Origin of the sequence: Mycolicibacterium tokaiense, from assembly GCF_010725885.1 — a bacterium.
Lineage (GTDB): Bacteria > Actinomycetota > Actinomycetes > Mycobacteriales > Mycobacteriaceae > Mycobacterium > Mycobacterium tokaiense.
In genome coordinates, this window is record NZ_AP022600.1 from 4,938,290 (window position 1) to 4,962,828 (window position 24,539).

The 24,539-nt window shown below is 69.2% G+C and carries 22 protein-coding genes; 10 read left to right on the plus strand and 12 right to left on the minus strand.

What is annotated here, in order from left to right; genetic code table 11:
- Positions 1–6 precede the first annotated feature (6 nt).
- From G6N58_RS24140 to G6N58_RS24155, 4 genes are read right to left on the minus strand one after another with little or no spacing between them, the layout of a single operon-like run.
- Complete coding sequence (locus tag G6N58_RS24140) at positions 7–969, minus strand: ABC transporter substrate-binding protein (RefSeq protein ID WP_115281227.1); 963 nt, start codon at positions 967–969, stop codon at positions 7–9.
- Positions 966–1,730, minus strand: coding sequence for an ABC transporter ATP-binding protein (locus G6N58_RS24145; protein ID WP_115281226.1), 765 nt, complete (start codon positions 1,728–1,730; stop codon positions 966–968). The genes G6N58_RS24140 and G6N58_RS24145 overlap by 4 nt, the downstream gene beginning before the upstream one ends.
- Before the next feature lies 1 nt (position 1,731).
- Positions 1,732–2,550 (minus strand): ABC transporter permease, encoded by an 819-nt coding sequence (locus G6N58_RS24150; protein ID WP_232067983.1) that lies wholly within the window; start codon positions 2,548–2,550, stop codon positions 1,732–1,734.
- Between the two features lie 8 nt (positions 2,551–2,558).
- Positions 2,559–3,869, minus strand: a complete 1,311-nt coding sequence (locus tag G6N58_RS24155) for an aryl-sulfate sulfotransferase (protein ID WP_115281224.1) — start codon at positions 3,867–3,869, stop codon at positions 2,559–2,561.
- Between the two features lie 130 nt (positions 3,870–3,999).
- Between G6N58_RS24155 and G6N58_RS24160 the strand changes: the two genes are divergently transcribed.
- Entirely contained in the window at positions 4,000–5,040 is a 1,041-nt protein-coding gene (locus G6N58_RS24160) for a LacI family DNA-binding transcriptional regulator (protein ID WP_232067984.1), read from the plus strand.
- Between the two features lie 59 nt (positions 5,041–5,099).
- Complete coding sequence (gene lon / locus G6N58_RS24165; protein WP_115281223.1) at positions 5,100–7,418, plus strand: endopeptidase La; 2,319 nt, start codon at positions 5,100–5,102, stop codon at positions 7,416–7,418.
- A 50-nt stretch (positions 7,419–7,468) separates the two neighbouring features.
- Here lon and G6N58_RS24170 read toward each other — a convergent pair whose 3' ends face one another.
- Positions 7,469–8,128: an NAD(P)-dependent oxidoreductase gene (locus G6N58_RS24170; protein WP_197746444.1), complete on the minus strand. Its 660-nt coding sequence runs from the start codon at positions 8,126–8,128 to the stop codon at positions 7,469–7,471.
- Between the two features lie 83 nt (positions 8,129–8,211).
- Between G6N58_RS24170 and G6N58_RS24175 the strand changes: the two genes are divergently transcribed.
- Genes G6N58_RS24175 through G6N58_RS24210 form a run of 8 tightly spaced genes read left to right on the plus strand, consistent with a single transcriptional unit; the run spans position 8,212 to position 16,126 of the window.
- Positions 8,212–8,586, plus strand: a complete 375-nt coding sequence (locus tag G6N58_RS24175) for a winged helix-turn-helix transcriptional regulator (RefSeq protein ID WP_115281222.1) — start codon at positions 8,212–8,214, stop codon at positions 8,584–8,586.
- Positions 8,587–8,589: 3 nt separating this feature from the next.
- Positions 8,590–9,612, plus strand: coding sequence for an LLM class flavin-dependent oxidoreductase (locus tag G6N58_RS24180; RefSeq protein ID WP_115281221.1), 1,023 nt, complete (start codon positions 8,590–8,592; stop codon positions 9,610–9,612).
- 23 nt (positions 9,613–9,635) lie between these two features.
- Positions 9,636–9,965, plus strand: coding sequence for a TfoX/Sxy family protein (locus G6N58_RS24185; protein WP_115281220.1), 330 nt, complete (start codon positions 9,636–9,638; stop codon positions 9,963–9,965).
- Positions 9,966–10,004: 39 nt separating this feature from the next.
- The gene (locus G6N58_RS24190; protein ID WP_115281219.1) at positions 10,005–10,616 is read left to right on the plus strand and encodes an HhH-GDP family DNA glycosylase; all 612 of its coding nucleotides are present in this window, start codon (positions 10,005–10,007) and stop codon (positions 10,614–10,616) included.
- On the plus strand, positions 10,613–11,338 hold the full coding sequence (locus tag G6N58_RS24195; protein WP_115281218.1) for a DUF72 domain-containing protein: 726 nt from the start codon (positions 10,613–10,615) through the stop codon (positions 11,336–11,338). Before G6N58_RS24190 ends, G6N58_RS24195 begins: the two co-directional genes overlap by 4 nt.
- Positions 11,339–11,356: 18 nt before the next feature.
- Positions 11,357–12,370, plus strand: coding sequence for an endonuclease domain-containing protein (locus G6N58_RS24200; RefSeq protein ID WP_147289440.1), 1,014 nt, complete (start codon positions 11,357–11,359; stop codon positions 12,368–12,370).
- On the plus strand, positions 12,351–12,995 hold the full coding sequence (locus tag G6N58_RS24205; RefSeq protein ID WP_115281216.1) for a hypothetical protein: 645 nt from the start codon (positions 12,351–12,353) through the stop codon (positions 12,993–12,995). Before G6N58_RS24200 ends, G6N58_RS24205 begins: the two co-directional genes overlap by 20 nt.
- A complete protein-coding gene (locus G6N58_RS24210) occupies positions 12,995–16,126 on the plus strand; it encodes a helicase HerA domain-containing protein (protein WP_115281215.1) in 3,132 nt (1,043 codons plus the stop codon). The genes G6N58_RS24205 and G6N58_RS24210 overlap by 1 nt, the downstream gene beginning before the upstream one ends.
- A 99-nt stretch (positions 16,127–16,225) precedes the next feature.
- Here the strand turns inward: G6N58_RS24210 and G6N58_RS24215 are convergent, their stop codons facing one another.
- The 7 genes from G6N58_RS24215 to G6N58_RS24245 are packed head-to-tail and all read right to left on the minus strand — an operon-like array spanning position 16,226 to position 24,520.
- Positions 16,226–16,849 (minus strand): nucleoside/nucleotide kinase family protein, encoded by a 624-nt coding sequence (locus G6N58_RS24215; protein WP_115281214.1) that lies wholly within the window; start codon positions 16,847–16,849, stop codon positions 16,226–16,228.
- Complete coding sequence (locus tag G6N58_RS24220; RefSeq protein WP_115281213.1) at positions 16,846–17,412, minus strand: phosphoheptose isomerase family protein; 567 nt, start codon at positions 17,410–17,412, stop codon at positions 16,846–16,848. The genes G6N58_RS24215 and G6N58_RS24220 overlap by 4 nt, the downstream gene beginning before the upstream one ends.
- 18 nt (positions 17,413–17,430) lie before the next feature.
- Complete coding sequence (locus G6N58_RS24225; RefSeq protein WP_115281212.1) at positions 17,431–18,729, minus strand: dicarboxylate/amino acid:cation symporter; 1,299 nt, start codon at positions 18,727–18,729, stop codon at positions 17,431–17,433.
- A 56-nt stretch (positions 18,730–18,785) separates the two neighbouring features.
- A complete protein-coding gene (locus G6N58_RS24230; RefSeq protein ID WP_115281211.1) occupies positions 18,786–19,208 on the minus strand; it encodes a nitroreductase family deazaflavin-dependent oxidoreductase in 423 nt (140 codons plus the stop codon).
- 37 nt (positions 19,209–19,245) lie between these two features.
- Complete coding sequence (locus tag G6N58_RS24235) at positions 19,246–20,715, minus strand: acetyl-CoA acetyltransferase (protein ID WP_115281210.1); 1,470 nt, start codon at positions 20,713–20,715, stop codon at positions 19,246–19,248.
- Between the two features lie 29 nt (positions 20,716–20,744).
- Positions 20,745–22,166 carry an aldehyde dehydrogenase gene (locus G6N58_RS24240; protein WP_115281209.1) on the minus strand — a complete coding sequence of 474 codons (1,422 nt, stop codon included), beginning with the start codon at positions 22,164–22,166 and terminating at the stop codon, positions 20,745–20,747.
- Positions 22,163–24,520, minus strand: coding sequence for a CaiB/BaiF CoA-transferase family protein (locus tag G6N58_RS24245; RefSeq protein ID WP_115281208.1), 2,358 nt, complete (start codon positions 24,518–24,520; stop codon positions 22,163–22,165). Before G6N58_RS24245 ends, G6N58_RS24240 begins: the two co-directional genes overlap by 4 nt.
- Positions 24,521–24,539 lie beyond the last annotated feature (19 nt).

Sequence of the window (24,539 nt, forward strand, 5' to 3'; positions counted from 1 at the left end):
CCGGCGCTAGGACTGCCCCCCGCCCAGGTACTGGTTGTCCAGGAACTCGGCATAGTTCGGCAACGTGGTCGACGGTTCGATCGACTTCTGCGTCTTGGCCCACTCGCCGAGGTCGGTCAACTTGGTCGCGAGGTCCGGTTGCAGTTGAATGCCGAAGTCGAATTCGGCGAGAACGGTCCGCAGGAGTTCGGGCTCGAGCTGGGTGGCTTCGGCCACCGCGTCGACTGCGGCGCTGTCCTGCTGCGTCAGCGCGGCTCCCGCATCGGCGAGCGCCGCGAAGAAGGCGGAGATGGCCTCACCCTTGGTGCTGCGGGCACTCTCGGTGGCCAGAAAGAGGCTGTGCTGGTTGTAGGTGCCGCCGGTCAGCTCGACGACGTCGCCGTCGAGCGCGGCGATGGCCTGCGCCTGGTACGGCTGGAAGATCGATACCGCGTCGACGTTGCGCTGGCTGATGGCGGTGACGATGGCCGACGGCGCCACCTGCACCAGGGTGGCCTCGATGTTCGCGGTGGCCAGGGCGTTCGAGATGAAGTAGGCCGCACTGGTGCCCAGTGGGGTGCCGATGGACTTACCTGCCAGATCCTCGACGCCGGTGATGCCGGCACTGCGGCGGGCCACGATCCGCGAGCCCTCCCACCGGGAGCCGTCGGCCACCACACGCAGCGTCGGTGTCCGGGTCAGGGCTGCTGCGGTGGGGACGTCGGCGGCGGTGGTGATGTCCACCTGTCCGGCGGCGGCGGCCTGCAGGGCCTCGACGCCGGACTGGAAGTTGATCACCTCCACCTCGACACCGTGCTCGGCGAACAGGCCGGTGTCGGCGGCCACCGGCACCTGCGCCCAGGACGGGTCGACGACAAAACCCACGGTGAGAGCCTGGGTGTCCGCGGTGTCGGAGCCGGCGCATCCGGCGAGTGCCAGCGCGGTGGCGGCGGTGATGGCGGTCAGAAGCGGTCTGAAGCGAAACGTCATGTGCTGGGCGTCCTTTGGTCGATGCCGAGTTGGTGGTGCAGGGACTTGCGGATCTCGCTGTAGCCGGGCTGGTCGGCCAATGCGTCGGCGGGGCGGGGCCGGCTCAGCGGATTGGTGATGTGGTCGACCACCCGGCCACCGCGCAGCACGCTCACGGTGTCGCCGAGCCGGATCGCCTCGTCGATGTCGTGGGTGACGAAGACGACGGTCCGGTTGAACCGGGTCCACAGATCGATGAGCAGATCCTGCATCCTGAGCCGGGTCAAAGCGTCCAGCGCGGCGAACGGTTCGTCCATCAGCATCACCGACGGCTCCCCTGCCAGGACCCGGGCGATGCTGACCCGCTGGCGCATGCCGCCGGACAGCTCGGTGGGGCGCTGCCGTGCCACGCTCGCATCGAGCCCCACCACATCGAGCAGTTCCCGGATCGTGGTGGTTCGTTGCGCCTTGGGCACCTTGCGCGCAGCGAGGGCGAAGTCGATGTTGTCGGACACGCTCATCCACGGGAAGAGCACGTCGCGTTGGAAGGCCACCCCGCGGCGCGGGTCCGGTGCGGTGACCGGCTCCCCATTGTCGAACACACCACCCGCGGTGGGGGTGAGCAGGCCCGCGAGGCAGTGCAACAAGGTCGATTTCCCGCTGCCCGACGCGCCGACGAGCACGGCGAAGGAACCGTCGGGAATGGTCATCGAGATCCCGGAGAGCGTCGGGTGCTCCTGTCCGGGGAAATGCAGGACGAGATCACGGGTTTCGATGGCCACGTCAGTGCTCCTCGGAAGCCCACCGCGTCAGCGGTGATGTTGCGCTGTGCACTGCGAGGTCACACAGCGCACCCACGATCCCGAGCACGATCAGGCAGAAGATCAACCGGTCGGCTTGGGAGAACAACTGCGCCTGGTAGATGCGGTACCCGATACCTGCTGTGGTGCCGGTCATCTCGGCAACCACGATCAGGACGAAGGCCATGGCGGCTCCCACGCGCAGGCCGGCTGCGATGTCCGGCGCCGCCTCCGGCAGCACCACCTTGCGCAGCGTCTGCCACCTGCCCGCTCCCAGGCAACGGGCTGCTTTGAGGTAGTCGACGGGCGTGCCGGCCAGACCGGAGTGACTGTTGATCCACACCGGAACGAACACCCCGAGCGCGATCACCAGGATCTTGCTGTTCTCCCCCAGACCGAACCAGAGGATGGCCAACGGCACCAGGCCGATGGTCGGAATCGGCGAGAAGACCCGCAGGACCGGTTGCAACAGATTTCTGCCCGCCGCGGTCGTGGCGGTCAGCACGGCAACCACGATGCCCAGTACGGCCCCGATGGCGAACCCGGCGGCGGCCCGGCCGAGGCTGGCGGTCACGTCGTTCACCAGCAGGCCGTCGGCCCACATGGTGTGGCCGGCGGCCAGGATCTCCGGCACGCTCGGAAACAGTTGTCGGGGAAAGCGTCCCGAGGCCACCGCCACCGACCACAGCCCCGACGCCAGCAGCAGCGACGCGACAGTCCAGCCGAGCACCCGGAAGCGCGCCAGGCTGACCCGGCGCCCGGGTGAAGACGGGACCACCGACGCGACGGGGGCCGCGTCCACGCCGGCGGTCACCCCCGACCCGGCCTCAGGTCGACTGCGCGCGGCGGCTCGACCGCGGTACCGGCCGGGGCCCAGTCGAAGGGGACGGCCTGTGCGCGGTAGACCAGCGAGGTCAGCGACAGCCGGTCCACGCCGGGCACCCTGGGTTGCTTGACTTCCGGCTCGCCGGCCACGCCATAGCCCTGGTAGGGGCTGTGATACTCCCAGACCACATCACCGTCGGGGGTGACCTGGAAAAGCCTGCCCTGCATACCTTCATCGATCAGGGTGTTGCCGTTGGGCAGGCGTTGGGCATTGCTGACGAACGAGCTGAAGAACGCCCACGACGGCAGACCGGAGTCCTCGGCGGTGTACTGCCACACAATGTCTCGCGTGGACGGGTCGATCTCCAGCACACGCGAACCGGCATAGATGCCCAGCGGGGCCGGGGGGTAGCCGGCGCCACCCTGGTTGTCGAACACCAGGATGTTCCCCGCCCCGGGCAGCCCCGGCGCGATCATGTGCGGATTGTGTTGCCCCGAGGTCTGGTCCAGCGGCCGCGGCACCTTGTGTGCGTTGATGCGTTGGTGCTGGGCACCCGCCTCGGCGGTGTAGTACGGGCCCAAGCGCCAGACGACGGCACCGGTGGACTTCTCGATCACTGCGATGATGTTGGCCTTGCGGAAGCTGACCAGGATGTTGTCCGCGGCGAAGACCGGGTCATCCCAGTGGTTGTGGCCCAGGGACTTCGCACTGTTCATCTCCAGGTAGCCCCACGGGTCTTCCGGATCGCGCGCGACGGTCTCCCGCAGCGCCGCCCAGCCGGCCTCGGAGAACCCGAATTCGTCGAGGTGGTCACCGGCCAGCCACTGCCAGACCACCTCTCCTGCGGCGGTCACCTCCACGAGGCCCTGGTCGCCCACCACGTCGTCCCCCAGCCCGGGGACCACGCGCGGGAACGTGACCAGGATCAGCCGGTTGCCACTCGGCAGCAACTCCCAGTCGTGGTTCTGGCGCGCCGCGCCACCGGCGGCCTGGGTGCCCCACTCCCACACCCGCTCTCCGGCCCAGTCGAGTTGGCCGATGGTGCCGTTGGCATAGATCCCACCGCGTGGGTCACCGCTGTCGGTCAACTGCACCCCCACGTCGCCGACCCGCCCACTGTTGAGCGCCGGGTCCAGGATGCGCGGTGGCACACCGGCATACGGCCACTGGTGAATGACGGTGCCGTTCAGATCGATCAGCCGGGTGATCGAGTCGGCGCCACTGAACAGCACGTAACTGGGGTGGGCGAGTTCGGGGTCGAGGTAGGTGACTCCAGAGAGTCGAACGAAAGCCATGTCAACTACTCCACCAAGGGGTTGTTACGTCCATGCGTCCTCCCAGTAAATTGTCTAATCGATTAGCGTAATCGGCGGCGATCGAAGCGGAAGTGTCACAATCATGGTGATTCGAACTCACCGGCCATCGGTGACCGACACGTCGGAGGACAACGCGGTGAGTGGTAAGCGGCCAACTCTGGCCGATGTGGCAACCCGCGCGGGTACGTCGACCGCGGTGGTGAGTTACGTGCTGAACAACGGGCCGCGACCGGTCTCGGAGTCGTTGCGCGCCAAGGTCGTCAACGCACTGGACGAACTGAACTATCGGCCGGACACCCGGGCCAGGGCACTACGCAGACCCCGTCGCTGGCAGCAGATCGGGCTCCTGGTTCCCGATCTGACCCTGCCCCTGTTCGGTGAATTCGTCGGCCGCATCGAGATCGAGGCGCGCGCCCGCGATCATCTGACCATGATCGGCAACACCGGTTACGACCCCGAGCGGGAACTGGAATTCGCCACCGCATTCACCGAAGTCGGTGTCGACGGTCTGGTGGTGATCGGCGCCGCGAATGCCCGCGAGACGGCCAAGTTGTGCAGCCAGGAGCGCGTTCCCGTGGTGTGGATGCACAACGTCCGAGGCGAGGTCGACGCCGAGATCGTCGGTGTCGACCATGAGCTGGCCGGGGCAATCGTGACCGGCCACCTGGTGGACGTTCACCACTGCTCCGACATCGCGTTCATCGGCGGTATCACCGAAGACGATGCCGCCCACGGCGACCTCGAGACCGTCAAACAGCGGTTCGCCGGGGTGCGGGGCAGGGCCGGCGCGGACGTCACCGTGGTGCCCACCAATCTGACCGCCGACGGCGCGTATGCCGCCGTCAGCCAGTTCCTGTCCGGAGTTGCCCACCCTCCCCAGGCGTTGGTGGTGGGAACCTTCGGCCAGGCCTCGGCAACCATCCGCGCGGTCACCGACGCGGGGCTGGCCGTGGGCACCGAGATCCGGGTGGTGGGGTTCGACGGCCACCCGCATGACTACGGGCAGTTCGACGTGACCGCGGCCCAGCAGCCCGTCGAGACCATCACGGCGCGGGCAGTGGCCCGGCTGCTGGATGAACCGACATCCGACGATCCCATCGCGGTGTCATTGCACATCGGCGTCACCTGCGGCTGTACGCCGCAGGCATAGCGGGGAACAATTCCGGCACCCCAAAGGTTGAGCGCAACAGAATCAACTTTGGAGGTTTGATGCCTGACACCATCACAGTGCCCGTCCTGTTCCTGAGCGAACCCATCGTGCTGCCCACGATGGTGGTGCCCATCGAACTCGACGACGCCGCTCGTGCCGCGGTGGACGCAGCCCAGGCCAGTGAATCCGGCAAGCTGCTCATCGCACCCCGCCTGGACGACCGCTACCCCACCCACGGCGTGCTGGCCTCGATCGTGCAGGTCGGCCGCATCGCCGGCAGCGGTGGCGCCGCAGCCGTGGTGCGCGGCGAACGTCGTGCCCACATCGGCTCCGGCACCACCGGCCCCGGCACCGCGCTGTGGGTCGAGGTCACCGAGGTCGAGGAAGATGTCGTTGCCGACGACACCAAGACCCTGGCGGCCGAGTACAAGAAGCTGCTGCTGGCCATGCTGCAGCGCCGCGAGGCCTGGCAGATCGTCGACGTGGTGAACCGGATCACCGACCCCTCGGCGCTGGCCGACACCGCGGGATACGCGTCCTACCTGACCGATCCGCAGAAGCGCGAGCTGGTGGAGACCGAGAACGTCGCGGCCCGGCTGCGGCTGCTGATCGACTGGACCGGCGACCACCTGGCCGAGGTGGAGGTCAACGACAAGATCGCCGAAGACGTCCGCTCCGGCATGGAGAAGACGCAGAAGGAGTTCCTGCTGCGCCAGCAGCTGAACGCGATCCGCAAGGAGCTCGGCGAGGGTGAGCCCGAGGGTTCCGATGACTACCGGGCCCGGGTGGAGGCAGCCGACCTGCCGGACACCGTGCGCGAAGCCGCGCTGCGGGAGGTCGGCAAGCTCGAACGCGCCAGCGACCAGAGCCCCGAAGGCGGCTGGATCCGCACTTGGCTCGACACGGTGCTGGAGCTGCCCTGGAACACGCGCACCGAGGACTCGACGGACCTCAAGGGCGCCCGCGAGATCCTGGACGCCGACCACCACGGCCTCGACGATGTGAAGGACCGCATCGTGGAGTACCTGGCGGTGCGGGCACGGCGCGCCTCGCGAGGCATGGCGCTGGTCGGCGGCCGCGGTTCCGGTGCGGTCATGGTGCTGGCCGGTCCCCCCGGTGTCGGCAAGACCTCACTGGGTGAATCGGTGGCCCGCGCGCTGGGCCGCACGTTCGTCCGCGTCGCCCTCGGCGGCGTGCGCGACGAAGCCGAGATCCGCGGACACCGGCGTACCTACGTCGGCGCGCTGCCGGGCCGCATCGTGCGGGCCATCAACGAGGCCGGTTCGATGAATCCCGTTGTGCTGCTGGACGAGATCGACAAGGTGGGCTCCGACTACCGGGGCGACCCGTCGGCGGCGCTGCTGGAGGTGCTGGACCCCGCGCAGAACCACACGTTCCGCGACCACTACCTGGAGCTGGACCTGGACCTGTCCGACGTGGTGTTCCTGGCTACGGCCAACGTCATCGAGAACATCCCCGGTGCGCTGCTGGACCGCATGGAGCTGATCCAGCTGGACGGCTACACCGAGGACGACAAGGTGGCCATCGCCCGCGACTACCTGCTGCCGCGGCAGCGGGAACGCGCCGCGCTGTCGGACGACGAGGTGTCGGTGACCGACGCCGCGCTGCGCAAGATCGCCGCCGACTACACCCGCGAGCCGGGTGTGCGGCAATTCGAGCGGCTGCTGGCCAAGGCCATGCGCAAGGTCGCCACGCGGCTGGCGGACGACCCGATCCAGATCGACGAACCGGATCTTGTCGACTACCTGGGCCGTCCGCGGTTCACCCCGGAATCGGCGGAACGCACCGCAGTGCCCGGGGTCGCGACCGGGCTGGCGGTCACCGGCCTGGGCGGCGACGTGCTCTACATCGAGGCAGGTTCGGTCGAGGGTGAAACCGGGCTGAAGCTCACCGGTCAGCTGGGTGACGTGATGAAGGAATCGGCGCAGATCGCGCTGTCCTATGTCCGGGCCCACGCCGCAGAGTTGGGCGTCGACCCGACCACTCTCAACCGGCAGATCCACGTGCACGTGCCTGCCGGGGCGGTGCCCAAGGACGGTCCGTCGGCGGGTGTGACGATGGTGACCGCACTGGTCTCGATGGCCACCGGACGCAATGTCCGCTCGGATGTCGGCATGACCGGTGAGGTGACGCTCAACGGCCGGGTGCTGCCCATCGGTGGGGTCAAGCAGAAACTGCTTGCGGCGCAGCGGGCCGGGCTGACAACGGTGTTCATCCCGCAGCGCAACGAGGCCGATCTCGATGAGGTGCCGGCCGAGGTGCTGGAGGCGCTGACGGTGCTGCCGATGACCGATGTCGCCGAGATCGTCGCGCAGGCCCTCGAGCCGGCTGCCGAGTCGGTGACGCAGGCCGCCTAGCGGTGCCAGGAAAGAGCTCGGGTGCTGGTGCACCCGAGCTCTTTTGGTGCTCAGGCCGGGTTGCCGATGTTCACCTGGACCCGGTGGTGGCTGTCCTGCTCGATGAGGTCGACGACGCCGAGCGCGTAGTCGGGCGCCGAGATGGCGCCACCGGACTGCGGGTCGACGGCCACGTCGTCACCGAGCAGATAACGGCCCAGCTTCTCCCCCGGCGCGAACGAGCCGAACATCCGCGGCGGGCTGACGAACACCCAGTCCAGGCTCTCCGGGGCAGCCGGCAGGTCCTCGAGGATCAGCGCGGCGCCGGCGAGGATCTCGTCGTGCACGTCGGCCGGGACGTTACTGAGGTCGGTGACGAAGCGGTCCGCCCCCGGGGCGGGGCGCAGCGACGAGAAGCCGCCGATCACGAACAACCGGGCCCCGGCGGCATCGGCCAGCCCGGCGACGGTGCGGTAGACGTCACGGAAGGTGCGCGCCAACAGCCCCCGGGGTGCCAGCGCGGCCACCACCACGTCGGCGTCGGCGATCACCGCGGAGAGAGTTTTCTCATCGGTGGCGTCACCCTCCACGTAGTGCACGCCGGCAACCGGTTCGGGGGGCGCCGTCCTGCTCAGCGCCGTGACCTGGTGCCCACGGGAGGCGGCCTCATCGACAATGGCCGACCCGGCGTAGCCGGTGCCGCCGAGGACAGTGATACGAGACAACTCCATGTTCTCCTTTCGCGGCGGATGGCACGCGCCGCCCGCCCTGGTTACCGTAGGAGCGTTGGTCTCTCCCGGGAAGAAGGCACTGTGTGGTAACCACCTCCCTCTTCGGCCCCTACCAGGCGGACTGCCCCACGCGGCGGATCCTCGACCGCATCGGCGACCGGTGGACAGTGCTGATCGTGGGTGTGCTCGGCGACGGCGACGCCCGCTTTTCCGAGCTGCGCCGACAGATCGAGGGCGTGTCCCAGAAGATGCTCACCCAGACGCTGCGCAACCTCGAACGCGACGGCCTGGTACACCGCACCGTCTACCCGGAGGTGCCCGTCCGGGTGGTCTACTCCTTGACCGAGGCCGGCCGCACGCTGCAGGGCCCGCTGCGCGCTCTGCAGGACTGGTCGATCGAGCACCTGTCCGAGGTGTCCGCTTCGCAGGCCGCCTACGACGCTGCCACGGCGGACTGAACCATGCCACGACGCGGAGAACCCCTGCGCAAGTTGGGCTTTCTGACCATCGGCCGGTTCGACACCGCCGCCCCGTTGCCCGGCCACGAAGAGACCCTTGAGGTGATCGAGCGGGCCGAGCACCTCGGTTTCGACAGCGTGTGGTTGCGCTGTCGCCATCTGCAACCCGGCATCTCGTCGCCGGTGGCCATCATGGCCGCGGCCACGCAGCGCACGCGACGGATCGAACTGGGCACCGCGGTGATCCCCCTGGGCCTGGAGAATCCGTTCCGGCTGGCCGAAGACCTTGCCACCGTGGACATCCTGTCCGGCGGTCGGGTCAATCCGGGGGTCTCGGTGGGCACACCGATGCGCTACGACGACTACAAGACCGCGCTGTACCCCGATACCTCCGACGCCGAGGACTTCTCCAAGGAGCGGGTGCTGCGACTGCTCCGGCATCTGCGGGGTGAACCGGTGAGCGAGTTCGAGGGCACCGTGGGCATCGAACGGTTCACCCGCAGCATCCAGCCGCACTCCCCCGGCCTGGCCGATCGGGTCTGGTACGGCGGCGGTATGTCGTCGGCCCGGTGGGCCGGCGAACAGGGCATCAATTACCTCACCAGTTCGGTGGTGAGCATCGAGGGCACCGACAGCTTCGATTTCGCCACCATCCAGGCGCAGAACATCGACACCTACCTGGCGCACCATCCGAGACCCGAAAACGCCAGGGTGTCACAGGGTTTGGTGGTCATTCCCACCGACAGCGCCACCGCTGACCAGGTGCGGCGCTACCGTGAGTACGCCGCAGGCCGGTTCGAGCGCACCAGGACTCCGCAGGGACCCCGCGGCATGCTGTTCTCCCCCGACTACGTAGGCACCTCCGACGAGCTTGCCGACCAACTGTTCGATCACGCGGGGTTCCAGCGCGCTTCGGAGGCGGCCTTCGCGCTGCCCTTCAGCTTCGGCGCAGACGATTACCAGCAGATCATCAACGATCTGGCCGAAAACCTGGGGCCTAGACTGGGCTGGCGCCCGACCAGCTGACCCTCCCACCGAACGGGACCGAGATGGCCTTCGACGAGTACACGGCCAACCGCATCCGCGAACTGCTCAGCGGCGAAAACGCCGAGGAGAAGCCCATGTTCGGCGGGCTGGCCTTTCTGATCGGCGGCCACATGGCGGTCGCGGTGAGCGGCCAGGGCGGCCTGCTGGTGCGGGTACCCAAGGAGGAGACCGCGACCTTGAGCAGCCGAGCACATGTGTCGCCCATGATCATGGGCGGCCGCGAGATCACCGGCTGGCTGCGGGTGGCCGCCGAGGGGGTGCAGACCAAGCGCCAGCTCGCGAGCTGGGTGAACAGAGGCGTGTCGTATGCGCGCACGCTGCCGGCCAAGTGACACCCGTTTCCCGGGGCAGGCAGTGGGTACGCCGCGGCTATGAGCACACCGCACGAGATCGCCGCGGATCTGCTGGACCGAGCGGGCACCACCTATGCCGCCGATGCGGGCATCACCCTCAAGGACACCCCGAAGCCGCTGTTCCAGCTGCTCGTGCTGTGCATGCTGGCCAGCAAACCGATCGACGCCGACATCGCGGTGGCCGCCGCCCGGGAGATCTTCCACGCCGGTCTGCGCACGCCTGAGGCGGTGCTCGACGCCGACCGGCGCACCATGATCGACGCCTTCGGGCGGGCCGGCTACGCCCGCTACGACGAGAGCTCGGCGACGCGGCTGACGGAGATGGCCCAGCGGGTCCAGGAGCGCTACGACGGCGACCTGCGCAGGCTGGCCGAGGCCGGCGACCGGGACGTCGGCCAGGTCGCACGGCTGCTCCAGGAGTTCACCGGCATCGGCCCCACCGGCGCGGACATCTTCCTGCGGGAGGTCCAGGCGGTGTGGCCATGGGTGGCACCGTTCTTCGACGAGCGTGCCCGCAGCTGCGCCGGCGACCTCGGATTGCCCACCGACACCGCCGAACTCGCCAGTCTCGCACCGCGACGGACTGCCGAGTTGGCCGCGGCGCTGGTGCGGACCGCACTGGACAGGTGATCCGGATCGGAATCTCCGGGTGGTCCTATGACCACTGGGAGAACGTCTTGTATCCACCGGGGCTACCCACCGCCCGCCGCCTGGCCCGCTACGTGGAGGTGTTCGACACCGTGGAGCTCAACGCGAGCTTCTACCGGTGGCCCAGGGACAGCACCTTCGCCGGCTGGCGCACCCGGCTGCCCGAGGGTTTCACCATGACCGTGAAAGCCCATCGCGGGCTCACCCACTTCCGGCGGTTGTCCACCCCCGAGCCATGGGTGGAGCGCTTCGAACGCTGTTGGGCGGCACTGGGTGAGCGCCGCGAGATGCTGCTGGTGCAACTGCATCCCGAACTCGAGCGCGACGACGCGCGCTTGGAGCATTTCCTGACCGTCATGCCCGATCAGATCCCTGTCGCCGTCGAGTTCCGGCACCCGTCCTGGTATGACGATGCGGTCTACCGAGTGCTGGAACGCCACGGCGCCACGTACGTGGTGACCAGCGGCGCGCATCTGCCCTGCGTGCTGCGCGCCACCAGCCCCCGGGTCTACGTGCGTATGCACGGCCCCGACCCCGACGTCCTCTACGCCGGCTCGTACTCCGACGACGACCTGCGCTGGTGGCGGGACCGCATCCGGGAATGGCAGGAGCAGGGCCGCGACGTCCTGGTCTACTTCAACAACGACGGCGAGGGGCACGCGGTGCGCAACGCCCTGCGCCTGCGGGAACTCCTGTCCAGCTGACGCCGGTAGGTTGGTCCGGTGCGATCAGCCCTCTCGGAGCTCCCCACCGATCGGGTGATCTGCCTCGAGGGGCCGACCGTCGAGCAGTTCGCAGTGGCCATCGACCCACTGCCCGAGAACGCCCCGGTGATTGTCATGCTCGAGATCGGTGCGGCAGCGGATGCGGCCGGCGCCGTGGGCATCGTCTTGGACGCCCTGGAGTCGGTGGCCCGGGCGCAGCTGACCGCCTGGCTTCCCGCCGCCGTCGCGGTGACCGCCAGTAGCGACGCAGAGCGCCGCACCATCCGCCGACTGGCTCGCGAAACCGCTTCGAGCACATCTCTTTACGGCCCCTACCTGGCCGACCTGGCCGAAGCGGCCCTGCGGCGGCAACCGCGCGTCCACCGCCACGATGCCGACACCCGCGCCGCCGCGCTGTCCGGGATTCTGGCCCGCACCTACGGCCGCGCCGCAGTGACCCTGGCGTGGTGGGCCGCGGCCGCGCTGCCGCCGGTGGCGCAGCAGGTGCTGGGAACCGCAGCGCACTGGTTCACCGGGCGCGGCTTCGGGATCTGGATCCTCGGGGCGGGCGTGGTCGAGCCGGGCCGGTTCCCGACGGTGACGCTGACCGCTGCTCCGCCCGCCGACGCTGCGAGCCCCGCGCTGACTTTTCCGGTGCTGGCGGGCCGACCGCACCCGGGCAGCGCTGTCGAACTGGACGTCGAAGCACGGCTGCAGCGGCACGCCTGGGCACGTGGGCGCACCTGGAACCAGATTTATCACCCGCACCCGCTCACCCCGCCCATCCGGGTGGACCTGATGTGGCCCGCCGAGCGGGTGGTGGTGGAGCTCGACGGGCCGGACCACCGTGGCATCGTGAAGTACGCCGACGACCGTCGGCGTGACAACGCGCTGACCGTCGGCGGCTACGCGGTGCTGCGGTTCACCAACGCCGAGGTGACCACCGATGCGTCACGGGTTCTTGCCATGATCGAAGGACTGCTGGCCGCACGACGTGAGGGAGGGACACCGGGTGAAGATCGGGCTCGATGAGCTGACCGGAACCGAACAAGCCGTACTCCTGGTGTTACTGGCGCAGGCGCGGCCGGTGCCCAACCCCGAACTCGGCGCCCTGGGCCCCGTTCTGACCAAGCCCAGCCGCGACAAACTCAACCGAATGGGCCTGGTGCACAGCGCCAAGGTGGGGCCGCGACTGGTCCACGAGCTGACCGACGACGGCTGGGCGTTCTGCCGACGGCTCTTCGGTGCGCCGGCCCCCGAACGGGCCACCGCGCAGGGCAGGGCGCTGTACACGGTGCTCCGCAGCCTCGACCGGTTCTTCACCGGTGCCGACCTGCCGCTGGCCGAGGTGTTCGGTCCGGGCGCGGCGCCGTCCGACACGCCGACGCCGACCGCGCCGCCCGATGAGCAACAGGTCCGCGACGCCTACCGCCGGCTCGCAGGTCAGGCCGGCGACTGGGTGGGGTTGGCCCGGCTGCGGGCCGAACTCCCCGATGTGGCACCCGCTGAACTCGATGACACACTGAAACGGATGTATCGCAAGACTGGCGTGCACCTGATCCCCGAAGAGAACCAGAAAGTGCTCGGCGAGCACGACTGGGCCGCTGCCGTCGTCATCGGCGACCAGCACAAGCACCTGATCGCGATCGAGGCCTGATGCAACCACGCGATCGCGAGGCGCTGTCGTCGCTGCGTCTGACCTGGGCGCCCACCACCGACGATCTGTGGCGTTCGCAGGCCGGCCTGCATGTCAGCGGTCTCAACGAGGGTCCGCTGTCGGAGGTGCTGGCCGCCGTCGACGACGCCAGGCTGGGTCCGGACGCCAGCCCGCTCGGGGTGGTGCTGCGAGGGCAGGCCGGATCCGGCAAGACCCACATGCTGGGCCAGGTGCGCGAGCGGGTGCAGGCCGACGGAGGATACTTCTTCATCGTCGAACTGCTGGACGCCACCAGCTTCTGGCAGTCGGCGCGCGCCGGGATCCTGGAGAGCCTGGGCCGTCCGGGCGTCACCCGCGAAACCCAGCTCAAAGACGTGCTGTGGGAACTGGCGTCGGTGGCGCACGTGTCCCGCGCCGACCGCCGCGCCATCGTCGGCGACGACGAGCTGACCCCTGACATCCTCGAGCGTTTTGTCACCGCGCTGTTCAAGGTGCACCGCGAGACGGTGCGCCAGTGCCGGCATGTGCTGCGTTCACTGGTGCTGCTCGGCGCCCTGGACTTCGGGCAGCAGGACATCGGGCAGGCGTTCCTGAGCTCCAACGACGAACCCGACGACCGGTCTCGGTGGGGGTTGCCCGCACCCAAGGCCACCGCCCAGGAGACCGTGCGCGACATCGCCAGGGTGGTGGCGCTGGCCGGACCGATGGTGCTGGCGGTGGACCAGATCGACACCCTGTTGGCGCAGTCGCCCGAACGCACCGAGTCCTCCAGCGAGCAGACCGACAACCGCGATCTCGAACACGTCGCGCACGGCCTGATGTCGGTGCGGCAGAACATGCGGCGCACGGTGGCGGTGGTGGCATGCCTGCCCGCCGCCTGGGAGGCCATCCGGGTACGCGCGACATCGACGGTGGCCGACCGGTTCCGTGTCACCTCACCGCTGCAGGGCCTGCCGACTCCCGAGCTGGGCCGGGCGATCCTGGAGCGACGCTTTGCCGCCGCGTACGCCGGTGTGGGCTTCACCCCGCCCTACCCCAGCTGGCCGATCGCCGCGGCCGCCTTCGACGACGCCCCGGAGTACACCCCTCGGCAGCTCCTCAAGCGGGCCGACAGCCATGTGCGGCACTGCCTGGGCACCGACACGCTGATCGAATTGACGTCGCTGTCAACGGAATCCGAGGCGGTGGAGCGCCCCGCACCCGCACCGGACGTCGACGCCGGCGACCTCGCTGCTCTGGACGCCCGGTTCGTGGCCTACCGCAGACAGGCTGTCGCCGCGGTGGCGTTCGACCCCGAGGGCGAGGACACCACCATGCCGGAGCTGCTGGACGCGGCGCTGCGGGCGTGGATGGTCGAGGCCGGCGACGCCGGATCCGACTTCCGCGTGGACCCCCCGCCGGGTGCCAAGGTGACGCTGCACGCGCGGCTGCGTCAGAGCCTGGACGCCGACACCGACGACGAACAGCACTGGGCGTTTCGGGCCATCGCCGCGTCCAACGCCGTCGCCGCGCTCAACCGCATCCGAAGCGCCAGCGACGCAGCAGGTCTCAACGCCACCACCGATCGCCGCAAGCTGTTCCTGCTGCGTAACTCACCGTGGCCCAGCGGCAAGAAGACCGCCGAGGTGATCGCCGATTTCGAGGCCGCCGGCGGCCAGACGCTGCCCCTGTCGGATGAGGACCTGCGCACCATGACGGCGCTGCGTGATCTGGTGGCCGATGACAACCCCCGGCTGCAGGCCTGGCTCACCGCCCGTAAACCGGCCCACGGAATCACCGTGCTGCGCACCGCACTCGGCGACGTGGCCGATGCCCAGGCCGTCGAGGTGCCCGACGCCGTCGAGGACGCCGCAGAGGCGGCGGCACCCGCGGACCTCACACCCCGCAGCGACACCGCGATCGCCGTGGGCGTCGACGTGGGCAGCGGCGAGCGCCAGGATGTCGAGCTCGAGGAGTTGCGCAAGCACACCGCGATCTTTGCCGGCTCGGGCTCGGGCAAGACGGTGCTGATCCGTCGCATCGTCGAGGAGTGCGCCCTGCGCGGGGTGTCCTCCATCGTCCTGGACGTCAACAACGACCTCTCCCGCCTGGGCAGCCCCTGGCCGCAAACCCCGCGGGGCTGGGACCCGGCCGATGACGCGCGGGCCGCCGAATACCTGCAGAACGCCGAGGTGCTGGTGTGGACGCCGGGCCGAGAAGCCGGGCGCCCCTTGACGTTTGCGCCCCTGCCCGATTTCGCCGGCGTGCTCGGCGATCGTGACGAGTTCGCCCAGGCGGTGGACTCGGCGGTCGCCGCACTGGAACCGCGGGCCCTGATCACCGGCAACTCCGGCAAGGCCGGCCGGATGCGCGCGGTGCTGCGCGAGGCGCTCACCTTCTACGGCAGCCAGGGCCGCTCGGATCTGCCCGGGTTCATCACCCTGCTCGGCGCCCTGCCCGAGCACGCCAGCACCATGACGCGGGCCGCCGAGCAGGCTGCCGAGATCGGGCAGAACCTTAAGGCCGCCGCCATCAACGACCCGTTGTTCGGTGGCGCGGGGCAATCCGCCGATCCCGGGGTGCTGCTCACGCCGTCGCCGGGGCACCGCGCCCGCGTATCGGTGATCAGCATGATCGGACTCGCGTCCGAACAGCAGCGCGAAGGCTTCGTCAACCAGCTGCAGATGGCGTTGTTCGCCTGGATCAAACAACATCCGGCCGGCGATCGCCCCTTGGGCGGGCTGCTGGTGATGGACGAGGCGCAGAACTTCGCCCCGTCGGGCCGGTCCACCATCAGCCTGCGCAGCACCTTGGCGCTGTCGTCGCAGGCCCGTAAATATGGGCTGGGGCTGGTTTACGCCACCCAGTCCCCCACCGGGCTGCACAACCACATTCCGGGCAATGCGGCCACCCAGTTCTACGGGCTGCTGAACTCCGCCACCCAGATCTCCTACGCCAAGGAGCTGGCCCGGGTGAAGGGTGGGCTGGTGCCCGACATCAGCCGGCTGCGGGCGGGCAACTTCTACCTCGCTGCCGAAGGCCAGGCCTTCCACCGGATCCGCTCGCCGTGGTGCCTGTCATTCCATCCGCAGAGCCCGCCGACGACGGAGGACGTGCTGCGGTTGGCTCAGGCCGGTCAACGAGGCGGGTGAGGTACGAGCCCGCCGAGGAAGGGCCGGGCTTCGATGTTCAGGCCGGTCAACGAGGCGGGTGAGGTACGAGCCCGCCGAGGAAGGGCCGGGCTTCGATGTTCAGGCCGGGTCGCCGTAGATCACCAGGTCGGCACGGTTGCGGGTGGCGTCGATCAGCCGGGCGTTGGGTTCGTCGCTGCGCTGCACCCAGTCCTGGGCCTGCGCGGCGGTCTTGCCGAACTCGATGTGCCGGGCCACCAACCGGCTGACCCGCTGCTGCTCGTCGGGCACCAGGAACCAGGCCTCGTCCAGCAGGTCGCGAACCTCGCCCCACGGATCATCGGGCAGCAGCAGGTAATTGCCCTCGGTGATCACCAGCGGCACCTCCGGCGGCACGGCGATGGCGCCGGCGAAGGACTCCTCGACCTCGCGGTGGAACTCCGGGGCGTAGACCGTCCGCCCGTCCGGGTGGCGCAGCCGCTGCAACAGCGCCACGTACCCGGCGGCGTCGAACGTCGGCGGGGCGCCCTTGCGGTCGGCCAGCCCCAGGCGGGCCAGTTCCGCACCGGCGAGGTGGAATCCGTCCATCGGCACGATCACCGCCGCCGCCCCCAGCGCCGCACGCACCGCCTCGGCCACCGTGCCCTTGCCCGACCCCGGCGCTCCGGCGATGCCCAGCAGCCGCCGCTGCCCCGGGACAGCCAGCGCGGCGGCGCGGTCGATCAACGTGGCCAGGTGCATCATTCGAGGTTGGTGTGGCGGGCGCGCATCACCTCGGCGGATTCCTGGCGCAGTGCGCGCACCCGGTTGGTGATCAGGTCGACGAGCACGAACAGAGCGATCTCGTAGCCACTGCCCATCGGCAGCACCGCTGCGGATCCCCCATCGGAGGCCATGGTCTGGGCGGAGATCACCACCACCCGGTCGGCCAGCGGGGCCGGCGGCTGGCCGGGCTCGGCGGTGAACAGCAGCACCCGGGCACCGGCCTTGGATGCCACGCCTGCCAAGGCCTCGACCATCGAGATGTTCCCCGGGCCGCAGGACAGGATCAGCAGATCACCCTGGCCGACCGCCGGGCAGGTCATCTCGCCGACGGAGTGCGCGTCCAGCCCGGCGTGGAACAGGCGCATGGTCAGGCCCTTCATCACCAGACCTTCGCGGCCCCCGGCGTAGGTGGCGATGACCTTGGCCGCGGCGATGTCGGCGGCAACGGCGTCCAGGGTCGGCGCGTCCACACTGTGGACGGCGGCGGCGACTTCCTCGATGGCGCCGTCGACGTCCGACGCGGGTGATTGCTGCTGGCTCATCGCAGCGAATCTACCGGCTCAGTCGGCGGCGTCCGCCCGCGCCATGGCATCGTTGTAGTCGGCAGCGTTGAACTCCTCGGCCACAACGGTTTTGGTGCCGTTGTAGACATCTCTGTCGATCTCGTCGTCGGCGGTGGCCACCAGCATCGCCACGAAGGTATCGCCGTTGACGTTGAGGAAGGTGCGGAAGATGCCGGCAAACCAGTCCACCGCGATCAGCAGACCCACGGCTTCGAACGGCAGCTCCAGCGAGGTGGCCAGGAACATGGCCACCACCGGGAAACCGCCGGGGACCGTGATGGTGCCCATGTTCAGCAGGATGGCCAGACCCATGCCCAGCACGATCTGACCGAACGACAGCTCGATGTCACCGGCCTGGGCCAGGAACACCACCACGATCATGTAGTTCAGGACCGCGCCGTAGGAGCCCATGGTCAGGCCGATGGACAGAGTGAAGTTGGCGACCCGCTGGCTGACGCCCACCTTCTCCACGGTGTTCTTCAGCACCGTCGGGAAGGTGACCGCCGAGCTGGTGGTCGTGATGGCGATGGCGGTCTGCTCGGCCAGCTTGCTGGGCAGCTTCGAGGGATTGAGCCGGGTGCGCACGGTCACCACCACGACGAACAACACAAACAGGATCAGCACACCGAGCAGCGTCGTCCCGAGGTACTTCAGCGCGGTGGTGACCACAGAGAAGCCCACATCCCCGGCGAGGGCGGCCAACAGGCAGAACACCCCGACGGGCGCGACGTACATCACCAGCCGGATCATGGTGAGCACGATCTGCTGGATCTGGTCGATGAAGCCGAGCACCCGGGTGTCCCCGGTCTTGCTGATCTGGCTGCGCAGCGCGATTCCGAACAGCAGCGAGAACACGATGATGGGCACCATGGTCGCCGTCGACATGGCGTCGAACACGTTGGTGGACACGAAGTTCAGCACGGTGTCCTGCCAACCCAACGCCTCCCCCGCGGACTCCTGCAGGCTGGGGTCCAGTTCCTCGGTGAACACCATGCCGGCGCCGGGTCGGATGAGGACGCTCAGCACCCACGCGAGCACCGCCGCGACCACGGAGAAACCGAGCATCCAGGCGAAGGTGCGCACCGCGATCCTGCCGGTGCCGGTGCCGGTCATGGAACCGGTGGCCACGATCACCGACGCCATCACCAGCGGTACGATCGACATCTGGATGAGCCGGATGAAGATGTCGCCGATGAACTTGACGTTGGCCGCCCAGTCACCGACGACCAGACCGAAGACGATGCCGGCCACGGCGGCGATTCCGATCTGGACAGCGGGGTGTCGCAGTGTGGTCATGGTCGCAACCTAGGTCGGCTACGTGCCGACCTCGTTGCGCCCAGGTAACCCCTGTGTCAGGCCGTCCTGACCAACTCGATCACCGGGATGACGCGCTCGGTGTTGCGCTGGTACTCGGCGAACTGCGGTTCGACGGCGCACTGGCGGGCATATACCTCGTCGCGTTCGGCGCCGTCGAGAAAGCGTGCGGTGGCCTGGTAGGTCTCGGTGCCCTGTTCGACCGTGATCTGCGGGTTGGCCACCAGGTTGCGGTACCAGTCCGGGTGGGTGTCGGCGCCGCCCTTGCTGGCGAAGACGTACGACCGGTCTCCCTCGACCAGCGCGACCAGCGGGGCGATGCGCTCAGTGCCGGATTTGGCGCCGATGTGGTGCACCAGCACCAGCGGTTTGCCCTCGAAGATGCCGCCCGCCACGCCACCGCGGGCGCGGAACTCCTCGATCACGGGGTTGTTCATCGCGTCGAAGTCAGCTTTGTCCATGACTCCAGTCAGCGCCGTCGGCGCACGGCTTATTCCGTCAGAGCAGGGCGGCCGTGCCGTCGGCCCTCACGGTCACCTTGGTGCCGGAGATGTCGCCGGTGACGACCTCGGCGGCGACCGCAGGGTCGGTGATCACCGCCAGGGTGCGGGCGTCCTCGGGCGTGCGTACCGCCAGGAACGCCTTCTCGGGTGCGCCGTCGCGACCGAAGGGTGCGGTCCACGTCTCGACGGTGCCGATCCCCTCCCAGGACACCAACGCCTCGCGGGTCGGCTCGCGGTCCACGGCGTCCTGCACGTCCTCCCAGGCGAACTGGTGCGGTGGCGGTTCGCTGCTGTACACGCCGAAGGCGTGTTTGGTGAGGTAGCCGCCGTTGGCGGTGATCAGGCCGCGGGTACCGGGATTGGCCGTCAGGATCTCGGCCATGGTGGCGATCGAGTGCATGACGTAGTTGTTCCACGGTCCACCGGCGAAGGTCAGGCCACCGGTGACGGTGAGTGGGCGGGCCGGGTCATCGAGACCCAGGCCGATCTCGGCGGCGGCGATCTGCACCGCGGACGGGAAGCAGGAGTAGACGTCGACATGGGCGATCTCGTCGACTCCGGTGCCGGCGAGCTCCAGGGCCCGCCGCGCGCCGATCCGGATGGCGGGTGAGGTGTGGTACTGGAACCTCTCGGTGATCGAGTAGGTGTCGTGGGAGTCGGTACCCGCCCACGGGAAAACCCAGCGTTCCGTGGGGATCCCGAGTTCGGTGGCGCGCCGCACCGAGGTGAGGATCAGAACCGCACCCTGGTCCACCATGTTGTTGGAGTTCATCAGCTTGGTGTAGGGCCAGCTGATCATGCGGTTGTCCGGGGCGGGCGCCCAGATGTCATCGGCGGTGTAGGCGGCATTGCTCCACGCGTGCGGATTCTGTTGCGCCACTTCGTTGAACCGTGCCCAGAGCGCGCCGATACGCATGCGGTGAGCATCCGGAGTCTCGCCGGAGGCCACCCGGATGGCCTCTTCGAACATGGGGTACACGTCCGACGGCAGCCCGAGCCCGATGCGCATCAGGGACTCTCCGGCCATCTCCATCGGATCCTCGCCGCCCGGCGGGATGGGCACCGACTCGTCCTGCACCGGCCAGTCCGGCCGCACCCCGGCGCTCTTGAGTTTTTTCCTGGTCCGCCACGTCTCGGCTCCGGCCAGCAGCACCACCTGGTGGCGGCCGGCGATGATGTCCAGGCAGGCCTGGTTCACCAGCGATTGCGGGACGTTGCCGCCGATGCCGGTGTACACCGTGGCGGGGTTGTCCGCGCCGATCAGCTGACCGAGCAGCAGGCCGGGATCACGGTAGCGCCAGGACAGCAGGTTGACCACCCGGATGGCGTCGACGTCGGCCAGCACCGTGTCCGTGGTGGCCTCGCGGGCTGCCGCAGCCATCAGACCGACCGGGTCGAGCTCGCCGTCGTGCTGGTTGACCTGGCCGTAACCGACCAGCACAGGAGTGGTGGGATCCAGTGACATGGGATGACCGTATCAGTAGTTGACAGGTGTCAAGACGACACTCTCCGGTAGATCGACTTGACCGTCTGATACGCCTGCAGCCCTTCGGGTCCGAGCTCTCTGCCCAGGCCGCTGGCCTTCACGCCGCCGAATGGTGCGGCGATGTCCAACTGGTAGTCGTTGACCCCGATGGTGCCGGTGCGGACGCGGCGCGCCACCTCGGTGGCCCGGTCGGTATCGGTGGACCACACCGTGCCCGCCAACCCGTACTCGCTGTCGTTGGCCAGGGCGACGGCCTCGGCGTCCCCGTCGTAAGGGATCACGGCCAGGACCGGACCGAACACCTCTTCCTGCGCCAACCGGTCGGAATTCGACACCCCGGCGAACACCGTCGGCTCGACGAACCAGCCGCGTGACCGGTCCTTCGGAACCGAGCCGCCGGCAACGAGTTTCGCCCCGCCCGCCTGACCGATGGCGATGTACTCGAGCACCCGCTGCTGTTGCCGCTGGCTGACCAGGGGCCCGATGTCGGTGGCCTTGTCCAGCGGGTCACCGACCTGCAGACCGGCCGCCAACGCCGCGATGGCCTCCACCACCTCGTCATAGCGTGACCGGGGCGCCAAAATGCGTGAGCTCAGGTGGCAGGTCTGCCCGTTGTTGACAAACGCCGCCGAGCGCAGGCCCTTGATGGCCGCATCCAGGTCGGCGTCGTCGAGGATGATCGCTGCGGACTTGCCGCCGAGCTCGAGGGTGACCGGCCGCATCAGCCGACCGCAGATCTCGCCGATGGCCCGTCCCGCAGCCGTGGAGCCGGTGAACGCCACCTTGTCCACCCCCGGGTGGCTCACCAGATGCGCGCCCGCGGCGGCGTCGCCGGGCACGATGTTCAGCACCCCGGCGGGCAGCCCGGCCTCATCGGCGGCCTCGGCGAACACCAGGGCATCCAGAGCGGTCTCGGGTGACGCCTTGAGCACCATGGTGCAGCCGGCCGCCAGGCCCGGTGCCAGCTTCATCGCCGCGAGCGCCTGCGGGTAGTTCCACGGCGTGATGGCCCCCACCACGCCGACCGGTTCGCGGCGCACGATCGTGTGCCCGATCGCGCTGGGCCGGATCTCCTCATCGGGGGTGTCGATGATCAGGCCCGCGTAGTAGTCGAGCAGCACCGCTGGAAACATCCCGTTGGCGCCCTTGGACAGCCGCGCCGGCATCCCGTTCTCCCGGCTGACCAACTCGGCGGTGGCCGCACCCCGGGCCATCAGTGCGGCGCCGAACGCCCGCAGCAGTGCGGCCCGGTCCTGTGCCGGAGTGGCCGACCATGCCGGCAGCGCCGCCCCGGCGGCCGCCACGGCGGCGTCGATGTCGGCAACGGTGGCAGCAGCACCGTCACCGAGGTGCTCACCGGTGGCCGCTTCGATGACGGGGTGGGTGCCGGTGGTGCGGAACGTACCGTCGATGTACACCTGCGCGGTCATCGGGCCTCCTGTCGAGGTGCTTCGGTGTGGAACAGCACGCCGTCGTCGATCAGGCGCGTGATGGTGTCGTCGTCGAAACCCAGTGTCTTCTGGCAGATTTCGCGGGTGTCCTGGCCGGGCAGCGGTGCCGGCCGGGTGGGTGCGGGCCCGATGCTGCGATACGGTGCCGGGCCGCGTTCGCTGGGCAGGGGCACGTCGAACAGTGGATGCCGCATCGGCTGGAAGAGCCCGCGGCTGAGCAGTTGCGGATCCTCGAGCAGTTCCATCCGGCGCAACATCGGTGCCGCGGCGATCCCCACCGCCTGCAGCGCCTCGGCGGCGTCGGCGGGTGAGCGGGCGGCGGTCCACTCGGCGAGCGCCGTGCCCCCGGTGAGCTCGGCGATCGCGGCGCGGTCCTCGTCGCGGACCGAGACGACACACCACTCGTCGTCGCCTGCACACGGGTACACGGCGTGCTCGACGGCCTCGGGCACCACGTCGGCGCCCGCGGCCTGTGCCACGAACACGGTGTCGAGCTGGCTCACGCAGGCCTCGGCCTGCGAGACGTGCACCCGGGCACCGGTACCGGTGAGGTCGCGGTGGATCAGCGCGGCGAGCGCGCCGATGGCCGACACACGCCCCACCACGTGATCGGGGAACACCGTGGTGGCGTCGAAGAACCTGTGCCGGTGCGAGGTCTCTTCGCCGGGCCCGGGCGGTGCGGTCCACAGCCGGGTCACCCCGGTGCCCGCCCGCACCAGCGGTCCGTAGCCCATCCGGGTGCTCCATGGCCCGGTGTCGCCGTAGGCGCTGCTCTCGGCCAGCACGATGTCAGGATTGATCTCACGCAACCGGTCATAGGGGAAGCCAAGTGCGGCAAGGGTTCCGGGCTTGAAGTTGGCGAACACGGCGTCGGCGTCGGCGACCAGCCGGGTGAACACCTCGGCACCTGCCTCGCTGCGCAGTTCCAGCCCGAGGCCCAGCTTGTTGCGGTGTGTCCAGGCGAAAGACTCACTCATCAGATCCCCGGCCCGCGCCTGACGCAGCCCGTCGGGATAGGCCTTGCTCTCCACCTTGATCACCTCGGCACCGAGGTCGGCGAACAACCGGCTCAGCTCGCCGCCGGCGACGATGATGCCGAGGTCGACGATACGCAGCCCTTCGAACGGCAGCGCGCCGAAGCCGACGTTTCGCCCATCACCACTCGACTTTTCGGGCCCGTGTGTCGGTGTGGGCGGGGTCAGCCAGCGGGGTTCGTCGGCGCCGGCGGCCGGGGCGGGGGTACGCAGACCGGCGCGGGCGCCGTCGACGGTGTAGTAGCCCAGCGGCACGGTGGCGCTGACCCCCGGCGCCAGTTCGGTCACCGCGGCGGCCCCGACCGTGCGGAAGTGCTCGGAGTCCAGCGCATCGGCGGGATCGAGCACCTCGGCGATCGGCACCCCGTGCGACTGTCCCTGGGCCACCAGGTCGGCCATCGACTGTCCGGCGAACTGCTGCGCCAGCACGGTCCCGATGCGGTCCCACACCGCGAACCGCTCGGCGATCACGTCGTACCTGGGGTCCTGGAACTCCTTGGGATCCCCCATCCAGGCCCGCAGCCCGCGCCACTGCCGCGGCGCCATCACCACCAGACGGACATAACCGTCGGCGCAGGCGATGATCGGATACGCGTCCTGGTTCTTGGGCCGCCCCCGCCAACGCTCCCCCCGGCGCATGCCCGCTGCGGCCTGACCATGCGAACCGAAGGGCGGGTCGAGCGTCATCACCACCGCTTCCAGCCGGGAGAAGTCGATGAAATCACCTGCCCCGGTGCGTAACCGGTGATAGAAGGCCACCAGCACCGCCCAGGTGGCCTGCACCGCGGCGGTGGCGGTGGCGATCCCGTCGGGCGGCAGCACCGGGGTGCCCACTGCAGGCCCGGAACGCGACAGCGCCGACGACAGCGCGTAGAGCACCGCGTCGGTGGCCCGCCACGACGACCGCGGTCCGGTGGACCCGAAGTCGGACACCGCGATGCTGACCAGGTGTGGCAGCCGGTCGGCCAGCTCCGCCGCGCCCGTGCCGTAGTCGGTCAGCCGCCCGGAATCGACCACGATGTCGGCTTCCGCCGCCAGTTCCAGGAGCCGGCGGCGGTCACCGGCGGCGTGCGGGTCCAGGATCGCACTGCGTTTGTTGGCGTTGTGCAGCGCGAAGGCGATCCCGACGCCGCCGAGAGTGGGCGCCGCCGACCGCTGCGCCGTACCACCGGGTGGCTCCACCTTCAGCACGTCGGCACCCAGATCGGCCAGCAGGCGCCCGATGATGTCGGCACCGGAGTCGGCGAGGTCCAGAACCCGGACCGACCGCAAAAGTTGACACGTGTCCACAGTGGGCATCGTCACAGTATCCACTATG